At 41.3% G+C, this 11,570-nt stretch carries 10 protein-coding genes; 6 read left to right on the top strand and 4 right to left on the bottom strand.

Annotated features, from left to right (window positions below; translation table 11 throughout):
• The first annotated feature begins 157 nt into the window (after positions 1-157).
• The 6 genes from H5200_RS18845 to H5200_RS18830 all read left to right on the top strand — a co-directional run bounded on the left by H5200_RS18845 (position 158) and on the right by H5200_RS18830 (position 6,002).
• Positions 158-1,726, top strand: a complete 1,569-nt coding sequence (locus H5200_RS18845; protein ID WP_259399242.1) for a M1 family metallopeptidase — start codon at positions 158-160, stop codon at positions 1,724-1,726.
• A 17-nt stretch (positions 1,727-1,743) separates the two neighbouring features.
• Positions 1,744-2,019, top strand: coding sequence for a hypothetical protein (locus H5200_RS24125; protein ID WP_259399241.1), 276 nt, complete (start codon positions 1,744-1,746; stop codon positions 2,017-2,019).
• Positions 2,020-2,404: 385 nt separating this feature from the next.
• Complete coding sequence (locus tag H5200_RS18840) at positions 2,405-3,520, top strand: hypothetical protein (protein ID WP_182762194.1); 1,116 nt, start codon at positions 2,405-2,407, stop codon at positions 3,518-3,520.
• A gap of 475 nt (positions 3,521-3,995) precedes the next feature.
• On the top strand, positions 3,996-4,853 hold the full coding sequence (locus H5200_RS18835; RefSeq protein ID WP_182762191.1) for a chitodextrinase: 858 nt from the start codon (positions 3,996-3,998) through the stop codon (positions 4,851-4,853).
• Positions 4,850-5,080, top strand: a complete 231-nt coding sequence (locus H5200_RS24120; protein WP_259399240.1) for a hypothetical protein — start codon at positions 4,850-4,852, stop codon at positions 5,078-5,080. The genes H5200_RS18835 and H5200_RS24120 overlap by 4 nt, the downstream gene beginning before the upstream one ends.
• Positions 5,081-5,099: 19 nt before the next feature.
• Positions 5,100-6,002, top strand: a complete 903-nt coding sequence (locus tag H5200_RS18830) for a KTSC domain-containing protein (protein WP_259399239.1) — start codon at positions 5,100-5,102, stop codon at positions 6,000-6,002.
• A gap of 138 nt (positions 6,003-6,140) precedes the next feature.
• Here H5200_RS18830 and gcvP read toward each other — a convergent pair whose 3' ends face one another.
• From gcvP to H5200_RS18810, 4 genes are all read right to left on the bottom strand, one after another.
• Positions 6,141-9,032 (bottom strand): aminomethyl-transferring glycine dehydrogenase, encoded by a 2,892-nt coding sequence (gene gcvP / locus H5200_RS18825; RefSeq protein WP_182762188.1) that lies wholly within the window; start codon positions 9,030-9,032, stop codon positions 6,141-6,143.
• A gap of 176 nt (positions 9,033-9,208) precedes the next feature.
• Positions 9,209-9,598, bottom strand: a complete 390-nt coding sequence (gene gcvH, locus H5200_RS18820; protein ID WP_149983214.1) for a glycine cleavage system protein GcvH — start codon at positions 9,596-9,598, stop codon at positions 9,209-9,211.
• A 56-nt stretch (positions 9,599-9,654) separates the two neighbouring features.
• Positions 9,655-10,737: a glycine cleavage system aminomethyltransferase GcvT gene (gene gcvT, locus H5200_RS18815; protein WP_145241861.1), complete on the bottom strand. Its 1,083-nt coding sequence runs from the start codon at positions 10,735-10,737 to the stop codon at positions 9,655-9,657.
• A 186-nt stretch (positions 10,738-10,923) separates the two neighbouring features.
• Positions 10,924-11,523 (bottom strand): hypothetical protein, encoded by a 600-nt coding sequence (locus tag H5200_RS18810; RefSeq protein ID WP_182719174.1) that lies wholly within the window; start codon positions 11,521-11,523, stop codon positions 10,924-10,926.
• Positions 11,524-11,570 lie beyond the last annotated feature (47 nt).

Here is an 11,570-nt window from a genome sequence, read left to right as displayed (position 1 = left end):
AATCAGCTAAAAGCAGAAACAAGCTTTAATAAAGGCATGCCCGCAAAACAGAAAAAAGCTATGCGCAGTACAGGTTACCTTGAAAAGGTATTGAAATCATAGGCTTTTTTCATGCTCTTGCCCTGCCCCCACGACTTCAAACTACGACTCACAAGCCTTGTTTGCTCCACTATCATTACCCAATTCAGTAAATGCAATGCGCAGCGGCGCAGGAAAGCCTGGTCCGCTTTTTTGGCAAAACCAAGTCGATTACTCCCTTAAGGCCTCAATAGATACCGAACAAGATATTTTAAGTAGCAAAGAAACCATCACTTATACCAATAACAGCCCTGATGATTTAACCCGTTTGTGGGTGCAACTTGATCAAAATATGTATCGCAAAGACTCGCGAAGCTCTATCGCCTCGCAGTGGCGTAGCTCTCATTTTACTGATGGTTACCAGTTTGACAAAGTAACCGTGATTATAAATAACAAACATTACGATGCCGATTTTTTAATTGACGATACACGAATGCGTATCGATTTAAAAAACCCTCTAGCTGCTCAAGGCGGTAAATTACAACTGCAAATTGATTACAGCTATAAAGTACCCGGGACATGGGGCGGTCGAACTGCGGTCACGCCTTCTAAAAATGGCAAAATTTTTGAAATTGCACAATGGTTCCCACGTATGGCAGTTTATGATGACTTACATGGGTGGAATAACAATCCTTACATTAGCTCTGAATTTTATTTAGAATATGGCACGATTGACTATACGGTTAATGTACCAAAAGATTATTGGGTGGTGGGCTCAGGTGAGCTAATTAATCCTGAAGAGGTGCTCACTAAAACGGAACAGAAGCGCTTAGCTAAAGCTAAAAAAAGCGAAGAAACCGTCTATATTCGCAACAAAGCAGATATTAATAACCCCGATAGTCGGCCTAAGGATGACCAGCGATTAAGTTGGCATTTCAAAATGGATAATACCCGCGATGTCGCATTTGCCGCTTCACCTGCGTTTATTATCGATGGCGCTAAAATTAATCTACCAGAGGGTAAAACCGCATTAGCAATGTCTGCGTATCCAGTTGAAGGCATTGGCAGTACTAAATGGGATCGCTCAACAGAGTATGTTAAAGCGAATATAGAGCATTTTTCCACTTGGTATCCTTACCCTTATCCTGCAGCTATTAACTTAGGCGGCCATGGGGCCGGTATGGAATATCCAGGAATTGTATTCGATGGTATGCAAGACAAAGACGATTTGCTTTTTTGGATAACAGCGCATGAGCTAGGCCACAACTGGTTTCCGATGATTGTAGGCTCTGATGAGCGCCGCCATGCATTTATGGATGAAGGATTTAACACGTTTATAGATGTTTATGCCTCAGATGCTTTTAATGATGGCGAGTTTGCTCCAAAACGTGACGGAGAATATGCCCCGAAAGGCGGTAACCCGGTTGATGAGATCTTATCCGTATTAGCCGATAATGAAGCACCTACATTAATGGCCCCAGCAGAGGCCACGGATGAGAAATACCGCCATTCTATTGCTTATTTTAAATCGGCGCTAGGTTTAGTGTTACTGCGAGAAGAGATATTAGGGCCAGAGCGATTCGATCCTGCTTTTAAAGAATATATCTCAACGTGGGCTTATAAACATCCTAGCCCTTCAGATTTTTTCCGCTTTATGGAGAGCGCCGCAGGGGAGATCTTTCTTGGTGGTGGCGTGGTTGGTACTTAAATAACTGGCAACTTGATATGGCAATAACGAGTGTTGAAGCCATTGATGATAAACACGGTAAAGGCACTAAAGTTAGCTTTAAAAGTAATCAAAAGTTAGTTATGCCAGCAACACTGCGTGTGCAATACAGTGATAATACACATGAAGATATTCGCATTCCAGTTGAAACATGGATGCGCACAGGTAAGCCGAGTGTGGTATTGCCTGTTACTAAAACAATTAAACGTGCCAGCCTCGATCCTGAGCATAAATTACCCGATGCAGATCGCAGCAATAATACGATTGACCTATAGAAGTCACAACGCCTGCTAAATACAAATTTAACAGGCGTTTGCTACTATCAAATATTTTGAAGGTTCGATGAGCTAATAGATAAAAAATATTAATCGGTGGCCCATTTCTTGATAAGCCAAATTTGCTAGCCACTCTAGGTTTAGGAAACCAGTTCTTCGCCAACGGGAAGTGTAAATATTTACCTGACCCGCAAATTTTTTTGCTAGTGACTCACAATGGTTATCTATTAAAAACGTGTCAGCATCGAGGTTTACAGCGCTCATCAAAAGCATATAAAAGTGTCAACGTTAATAACTTAGCAAACCCATTTTCCTATTACTTTTTAATACGTTATATATATGATAATCTCAGGAGTATCTCCCCCCTCCCTTTAATCAGTTGCCCATGGAATTACAGTTATCACTTAAAAAAGAGCACTATACCCTTGGTGAAGTCGTTAGTGGCTATGTCGATATCGAGCTAGATTCACCTAAATTATTTAACGAAATCTATGTTAGCTGTTACTGGAAATTACATGGCGGCGGCAGAACTGAACAAAACGAGAAATATAAAGTAGTTCTTCAGACTGATGAAGCCCCATTGCCTGCAGGAAAGCATCACCTCCCCTTTCAGTTTGCGATGGATGACTATCCGATAACCTGGCACGGCGATAAATTATCGATAGATTGGTATATCATAGCTTACGCGGATATTCCCCTGGGCTGGGATAAAAAAGTTATTAAAAAATATTTACTTGATTATTCAAACCAATCTTCAATTCCTTCTAAACCAACGTTTACGACGCAAACACCGGGGGCAATCCAAATAGAATACGGGCTTTTTTCCAAAAATGAGCAAGGTGAGTCACAATTAGTTCGTCGCCTTCCTCCCCAACAGCCAGCAGAAGTGGAAAATGTGTATGAAGGGCATGGAAATTCTAAACCGCTTCAGTTTCGTATTCGCTTAACACTGTTTTCAATCTTGTTAAGCCTGATTGCCATCCCAAGCCTATGGGCTCCATCTACCTTTGGATGGATATGCACGGCTTTATGGTTGTTTTTTGTTCCTAAAACCTATTTTTACTATCGCAAAGAATTGGATCGTAGTCGATGTGGGCCAATATCAATCAAAGTTGATCACCAAGATTTTAAACCAGGGCAAACTATTAAAACCAAATACAAAGTGTCACCTACGCAAGCAGTAAAGATAAAGAGGCTAGTTGCTCGTATTGAAGTTCTTGAGGTATTTTTTGTTTTTTCAACCGATGATGATAACAGTTCCTTTAATAGAAAAAGAATTGTCCGTCACGTGACACAGATTGAAGAAATTGAAGTTAAAAAGGAGTTCATACTTAGCCCCGGTAAAGATGATGAAAACACTGTACTGATTACACTACCAAAGAACCTGATGCACGCGGTTCGCACGGTAAATAATCAAATATTACCTCAGATAGCCATACATATAGAAACGGAACATTGTCGCGATATAAGTGCATCAGTTGCGCTGAATATTACGCCTTAATTAATCCAGTTTTTTGATTACTATAAACGGCGAAGGTGCTCGGTAACCTATCTCAAAACTTAATGTAATATTTTGCTAGTGATTAAATAGAAAGAACCAAACAGGATCACAAGCTGGTAATTACGACTGTTTACCCCTGATAGGTAGTGATGTACCTGTTGCTGTTCAGTTTGAAACCCTTCAGCCCTGATTTGGATCACCACGTTAGCAAGTAAAACTATTAGCCAATGCCTTATTCGTCGCCTCATAGCTATATTAAGTTCTCAGGCTAAAGCCCAAGCTACAAATCCACACGCGCCAGCAAGCTTGGCGCCTACAAAAGCTGATTTTAACACTAATATTAAATTCATTAGCCGATTAATCCACATCTACAAATTCAGTAATTACTTTTAAATATTTAATCCTCCCACCTTGCATTTACCTAAAAAGTGAACTTAATTAAAAAGTAATGGAACTTCATCAAAAGGAATTTGCAATGACTAAACTCATCATTATTGCTTGGTTACTTTTTTGTTCGCACGCTTACGCGACAAATATTTTTCAGCTTAACTCTGAAGCTAAAAATGTAGATTTAACTTCTATTCAACCAAACCACCCACAATGGAATGCCAGCTCAATTTATGTAGCCGGCGATGTTGTGACTCACAACAACAGCTTATTTATTGCCGCTTTTTGGGTTAAAGGCATTGAACCGATAGAAAACCAACCCCATTGGGATGGTTGGATTTGGCTGCAAAATACTGTGATAGAAAAATGGCAAGCAAACAAAGTGTATCAAGGTGGCAACCTTGTAAAACACGGAGCCGACTACTACCTTGCCCGCTACTGGAATGAGAATAACGAACCCGCCCCCCACAGTAGTTGGCAAAAAATTAAAGATTTATTTTACCAAACCCCAGATTTACCACCTGAACACCCTGACGACTATAAAACGCTGGACGGTGTTGATCAAAATGACAACGGTATCCGCGACGATTATGAGCGCTATGTGTATGAAAAGTTTGATTCTCCACAGCTCATCACCTTTAGTTTAGGTGCCGCTTCAACATTACAACTGGTTATTGATATAGAGCAGGGCCGTATACCAAATTTAGATACTGAGATCGGTAAGCAGATTATTTTGGATATGCTCAACATAAGCTACTGTGTTCAATATTTACAAAATTCACACCCACACTTTAGAGAACCTGAAGTTTTATACTTTAATACGATAGATAGAGCTTACGCTAACCGAAAAAGCCAAAATAAAATTAGTGACTATATTGCTTGGGATGACGGTTTTCATCGAAGTGCTGATCAAGACTGCAATATCCTTAAGAAGGACATAAAATGAAAGCTATATATATTTTACTCTTACTTATATTTCCAGTTTTGGCGAATGGTAATTATCAAGCACAAGATCGGTATTGCTCTAGAAATATTGATAATGTGCGCATTTTCTATGTAAATGGGATGTGGACTAATATCAAGCAATATAGGGCAAACTTAAATAGATTAGGTAACTTTCAAAATTCTCACCTACCTGAATTTAAAAAAGGAGCATTTCCTACAGGGAGATAATAAAAGTGAAGCTATATTTATGCAAATATATGAAGTCGCACAGCAAAATTATAGTGACTTGCCCGTATTTTCACCTGAGTATCGTATAATAACTGCAATAATTGGAGGCACTGTTAGCTCACTATCAGATATAGATATCGCTCAAATTGAGTCTGTTTTACAGGATGTATTTACTGAAGTAAATTACTCTATTATTGACGAGACAGACTATAAAAATGCATTTCAAAGACTTCAATTTCAGATGCATTCTTGCAACCGTATTATTCTTATTGGTCACTCGCAAGGTAACTTTTACACCAATGCTCTTTTTGAGGAAACCATATCTACTTATCAATATAGCGACGGGTATCTTGCTTCCGATTATCCACTGGTTAGCCTAGCCGCAATAGCAACACCAACAAGTTCAATAGGAGGAAGTTTGGGGGAGGAATATAAAGAGATCATTTCACACCTTACACTTGACGAAGACTGGGTCATACGAGCCGTAAGGATTTTATTTGGTAGTTTACCTTCAAACTATTCTGCTGAGTCTTTATTTGACTCAACTGGTCATGGGTTAATTGCTGCATACCTAAGAAATAATGCAGTTGCAAATGCAATAAGTGCTAAAATTGAAGCTTCTATTTTAAACCAAACTCCTTTCCCCTTATTTGAACAACACCCTGTAAATTCAGATGCTTTTTCACACATCGGCTATTCAACGATTAATAAAATTCTTGATCTCAAATTTGAATCAGGAAGTGTTTATCGTTATTACAATATACCTATTTTAGTATGGGATGAGTTGTATTACTCAACATCAATGGGGAAGGTTTTTAATGATAATATTCGAGGCCAATACCCTTTTGATAAGTTAGATATTGAAAGTATGACTTATCTAAAAATGACGTCACTTGAACCAGTTGCAAAAGTTGAAAAATAACTAAACATTGGACTAGAAATAAAAAAAGGTGAGCCACTTCAGCTCACCCTTTTTAATAATTATTGTTTGGGAATAGAGATTGGATTCCCAATCTATAATTTCATTCCCAAACTATAATGACTTTTATCAATAAAATTATTAGTCTCTGTATGTCTCTACCGCTGGGCATGAACACACTAGGTTACGGTCGCCGTATACGTCATCGATGCGCGTTACTGTAGGCCAGAATTTGTTTTTAGCCACTGCTGGTACTGGGAATGCAGCGTAGAAGCGGTCGTACGCGCGGTCCCATTCGTTACCAAGTACGTCGCCTTGTGTATGCGGTGCAAACACAAGCGGGTTGTTTTCGATAGACCATTCGCCAGAGATCACTTTGTCGATTTCGCCTTTGATTGACACCATCGCTTCGATGAAACGGTCGATCTCAACTTTAGACTCAGACTCAGTAGGCTCAATCATCAAGGTGCCCGCTACTGGGAACGACATAGTTGGTGAATGGAAGCCGTAATCTTGTAAGCGCTTAGCAACATCCATTTCAGTGATGCCCGAAAGCTCTTTAAGTGGGCGTAAGTCAACAATACATTCGTGAGCAACACGGTTGTTGCGACCACGGTATAAAATTGGGAAGTGCTGGCTTAACTCGTGAGTTAAGTAGTTAGCATTCACAATCGCCATTTCAGTGGCTTGTTTAAGGCCTTCGCTACCCATCATGGTGATGTAAGCCCATGAGATAGGTAAAATAGCTGCTGAGCCGTATGGCGCTGCTGATACTGCTCCGTTGCCGATACTCGTACCAGGTACGTTAATTACGCTGTGGTTAGGCATAAATGGCGCTAGGTGTGATTTAACACCGATTGGGCCAACACCTGGGCCACCGCCGCCATGTGGGATACAGAACGTTTTATGCAAGTTTAAGTGCGATACGTCTGAACCGATAAAGCCTGGGCTTGTTACACCTACTTGTGCATTCATGTTCGCGCCGTCCATGTAAACTTGGCCGCCGTGTTGATGAATGATGTCACAAATTTCACGAATTGTTTCTTCGTATACACCGTGTGTAGACGGGTATGTGATCATGATACACGATAGGTTTTCTGCGACTTCTTCAGCTTTCGCTTTAAGGTCTGCCATATCTACGTTACCGTTTTTGTCACAATCAACAACTACAATTTTCATGCTTGCCATTTGTGCAGAAGCTGGGTTAGTACCGTGCGCTGAACTTGGGATCAAACAAATATTACGGTGTGCATCGCCACGTGACTCGTGGTATTTGCGAATCGCGATTAAGCCTGCGTATTCACCTTGTGCACCAGAGTTTGGCTGTAATGAAACGGCATCGTAACCGGTGATGTTAACTAACCAATCATGTAGTTCGCCCATCATGATTTGGTAACCTTCTGCTTGGTCTAGCGGGCAGAATGGGTGAAGATTAGCAAACTCAGGCCAAGTAATTGGGATCATCTCAGCGGTCGCGTTTAGTTTCATAGTACATGAACCTAACGAGATCATTGAGTGATTAAGTGCTAAATCTTTGTTTTCAAGACGTTTGATATAACGCAGCATTTCAGTTTCGCTGTGATACGAATTGAAGTTAGGGTGCGTTAAGATTTCATCATCGCGTTCAAGGTTTGCAGGGATTGAATCGCTACCGTTTGCTTCGATGTCTGCTGCGATTGCATCAACACTTAAGCCGTGGTCTTCGCCAAGAATGATATCGAACAACTGTGCTACGTCTGCGCGCGTTGTGGTCTCAGACACTGAGATTGAGTATTCGCCATCATGGTTAGTAGCAAAGTTTACGCCGTTTGCTACAGCACGCGCTGTTACATCGTCTTTGTTATCGCTAACAACTGTTAGGGTATCAAACCAGGTGCTGTGCTTAAGGTTTACACCTTTAGCTTTAAGGCCTGCGGCTAAAATATCAGCAAAACGATGAATACGCTGTGCAATAGTTTTTAAGCCTTGTGGGCCATGGTACACCGCATAAAACGCAGCCATGTTAGCGAGTAATACTTGCGCTGTACAAATGTTTGAGTTGGCTTTGTCGCGGCGAATGTGTTGCTCGCGGGTTTGCATTGCCATACGTAGTGCATCGTTACCTAAACGGTCTTTAGACACACCAATGATACGACCTGGTAATGAACGTTTGTATGCATCACGTGTTGCGAAAAATGCAGCGTGTGGACCGCCGTAACCCATTGGTACACCAAAACGCTGGGCAGAACCAAGTACTACGTCTGCGCCAAGTTTACCTGGTGCTTTTAATAATAATAAGCTCATGATGTCAGCAGCAACACAGGCAATCGCTTTTTTGCTTTGTACGCCAGCGATTAAATCTGTGATATCGACTACTTCACCTGATGTTGACGGGTATTGGAATAACGCACCAAAAATTTCGTGATTTACAGCATCAGCAGCAGGACCTACCACAACTTCAAAACCAAACTGCTCGGCGCGTGTTGTCACTACGTCGATAGTTTGGGTATGTACGTCATCAGCGATGAAGAAGATGTTGGCTTTTTTAGCTTTAGATACGCGCTTTGCAAGGCCCATGGCCTCGGCAGCCGCAGTTGATTCATCAAGTAATGATGCACTTGCTAAATCAAGACCGGTAAGGTCTAAGGTCATAGTTTGGAAATTAAGTAATGACTCTAAACGCCCTTGAGCAATCTCTGGTTGGTATGGAGTGTACGCTGTGTACCAGCCTGGGTTCTCAAGTACGTTACGTAATATTACGTGTGGTACGTGAGTTGGGTGGTAGCCTTGACCGATGTAAGATTTGAATACTTTATTTTTGCTTGCTACTGATTTTAAGTAGCTTAGTGTTTCAACTTCAGTGCGGCTTTCACCCACTGTTAGGCCTTGCTCTAAGCGGATGCTTGCAGGTACAGTTTGACCGATCAGCTCTTCAACACTCGATACTCCAAGAGCACTTAGCATATCGCTTACTTGTGCTGGGCTTGGCCCAATATGACGGCGAATAAAATCTTGCGTTTGCTCTAATTGTTCAAGAGATTTGGCGTTTGACATTTGTCCAGATTCCTATGATCCAAAAAATAAATGGTTATTACTAATGGGTGACCAGTAATAACTTAAAAGCTTTTGATTTAATAACTTACAGTGTATGGAAAAGTAAGCAGTAAAATCATAAAAGCCCCAATTATGTTAGGTATAATGGGGCTTTTAGTACGGCGATAAACTAATTATTAGTCTTCGTCGATCGAATGCGCATAGCCTTCAGCGTCAAGCAGGTTTTCAAGCTCAGACTCATCAGATGCTTTAATGCGGAATAACCAACCATCGCCGTAAGCGTCGTTGTTTACTGTTTCAGGTGCATCTTCAAGATCTTCGTTGATTGCAACGATTTCGCCACCGATTGGTGCGTATATATCTGATGCCGCTTTTACTGATTCTGCTACTGCACAATCTTCGCCTGCAAGTACTTCGTCACCAACTTCTGGTAATTCAACAAATACCATGTCGCCAAGTAGTTCTTGTGCGTGCTCAGAGATACCTACAGTGAAAGTACCGTCACCTTCGTTGCGAACCCACTCGTGTGAAGAGGCATACTTTAACTCGCTAGGGATATTGCTCATTTTATTCTTCCTTTGGTTTATATTGGGTGATAACACCAAATCTTTTAATTGATACTTTAAAGTACAGACTTACCGTTACGTACAAAGCTTGGTTTAACTACTTTTACGTTAACTAATTTTTTACGCATTTCTACTTGAGCAGTTTCGCCAGTTGAACGTGGTACACGTGCAAGGGCAACACTAAAACCAAGTGTAGGTGAGAAAGTACCAGAGGTAATGACCCCTTCGCCACCATCAACAATTACTTTAGAACCACTACGCAATACGCCTTTTTCTTCCAGCACTAGGCCAACAAGTTTATCAGTGCTTTTGTCAGCGCGTTGCTGTACTAGTACGTCACGACCGATAAAGTCACGATCTTCAGGTTCCCATGCAATGGTCCACGCCATGTTAGCAGCAAGTGGTGATACGCTCTCGTCCATATCTAGGCCGTAAAGGTTCATACCCGCTTCTAAACGTAGTGTGTCACGTGCACCAAGGCCCGCAGGCGCAACACCAGCATCTAGCAGTTGTTGCCAAAGATCCGCAGCTTGCTCGTTCGGTACAACAATTTCGTAACCGTCTTCGCCAGTATAGCCTGTTGTAGCAATAAATAAATCACCAGTTTGCACACCAAAAAACGGCTTCATATCTGCAACAGCTGCTTGTTGATCAGCCGTTAAGATAGTGGCAGTTTTTGCTTTAGCATTAGGGCCTTGTACTGCAATCATGGCAAACTCTGGGCGCTCTGTTACTGCAACGGCAAAATCAGCTGAAACTTTAGCCATGTGCGCTAAATCTTTTTCACGAGTTGCAGAATTAACCACTAAGCGATAATCAGTATTTGAGAAGAAGTAAATGATAAGGTCGTCAATTACGCCACCTTGCTCATTCAGCATGCCAGTGTAAAGCGCTTTACCAGGAACGGTTAATTTAGCAACATCGTTAGCGACTAGTTTACGAAGGAATGCTTGTGCTTGCTCGCCTTTGACATCAACAATAGTCATGTGTGAAACGTCAAACATGCCTGCATCGGTGCGCACTGCGTTGTGCTCTTCGATTTGCGAACCATAGTTGATTGGCATTTCCCAGCCATGAAAATCAACCATTTTTGCTTTTGATTCTAGGTGCTTTGCATGTAAAACTGTTTTAGAAGTCATAATATTCCTTCACTTTATAATTAACCCAAGATTGGGCGTGGCCTCAATTTAATGAGGGGGAATAACATGGGCGGCGATTATACATAAGTTGTAATGCACCTAACACCCAAATTGCGATTTGTTCTAACAAATAAATTACAAAAGCTGGCAACTAAAAAATACGCTAGCCAGCTTATCAATTTATGTTTAAGCAACGTCTGGTAGTGACATATCAAAACCGCGTTGCTGTAAATATGTTTGCCATTTAGTCAGCTCAGGCGCTTTGGCCACCAGCTGAAAATACTGTATTGATTGTTTATCAATAGCGGTAATAAATACCTCACCACTTTGCGCACCGTAGCAGCTGTTGGCGTCTGACAAGCGCAGTCCAGGGGTGAGTTTAAATGCTTCGACTAACGCGTCAAATGCCTGCTCACCAGATAAAGTTAAGGTCGCTAAATCAGTGCGGGTAACAAACTCAATATCGTAGCGCAGTTGCTGTTCACTGATCAGTGCTTGTAATTGAGCCGCTGCATCTGTGTGCAACACAAATCTAAACGCTGTTGCACTAAAGTAATATAACGCAAAGCTATAATTGCTGTTTAGGTCACCATCTAAGGTGCCTTTCACACCTAAACCACTGGCGGTTAGTTTGTTTAAATCTAACCCGAATATAGTGGTTAAAAACGGGATTGCTTCAGTGCCGCTAAAATCGATCACCACGGTGTTTGTATTGAGCTGCAGCATATTGCTATCAGCTGCTTCAATCTGGCTATGACGAGCAAACATTATCGGGCTAAAAGTCATTATCGACACCTATCAATCTTTAATGGCAAAAGTATATTGTGCAAGTC

Source organism: Pseudoalteromonas sp. SG43-7 (assembly GCF_014164295.1).
In the GTDB taxonomy this organism is placed as follows: Bacteria; Pseudomonadota; Gammaproteobacteria; order Enterobacterales; family Alteromonadaceae; genus Pseudoalteromonas; species Pseudoalteromonas rhizosphaerae.
The sequence above is the reverse complement of the archived record's forward strand: the minus strand, read 5'-3'. Positions and strand labels throughout refer to the sequence as shown.

Coding starts and splice junctions, on each gene's coding strand:
- H5200_RS24120 (WP_259399240.1), top strand. CDS start 4,850: ATGAAAGCTATATATATTTTACTCTTACTTATATTTCCAGTTTTGGCG.
- H5200_RS18830 (WP_259399239.1), top strand. CDS start 5,100: ATGCAAATATATGAAGTCGCACAGCAAAATTATAGTGACTTGCCCGTA.
- gcvH (WP_149983214.1), bottom strand. CDS start 9,598: ATGAGCAATATCCCTAGCGAGTTAAAGTATGCCTCTTCACACGAGTGG.
- gcvT (WP_145241861.1), bottom strand. CDS start 10,737: ATGACTTCTAAAACAGTTTTACATGCAAAGCACCTAGAATCAAAAGCA.
- gcvP (WP_182762188.1), bottom strand. CDS start 9,032: ATGTCAAACGCCAAATCTCTTGAACAATTAGAGCAAACGCAAGATTTT.
- H5200_RS18840 (WP_182762194.1), top strand. CDS start 2,405: ATGGAATTACAGTTATCACTTAAAAAAGAGCACTATACCCTTGGTGAA.
- H5200_RS18810 (WP_182719174.1), bottom strand. CDS start 11,523: ATGACTTTTAGCCCGATAATGTTTGCTCGTCATAGCCAGATTGAAGCA.
- H5200_RS18835 (WP_182762191.1), top strand. CDS start 3,996: ATGACTAAACTCATCATTATTGCTTGGTTACTTTTTTGTTCGCACGCT.
- H5200_RS24125 (WP_259399241.1), top strand. CDS start 1,744: ATGGCAATAACGAGTGTTGAAGCCATTGATGATAAACACGGTAAAGGC.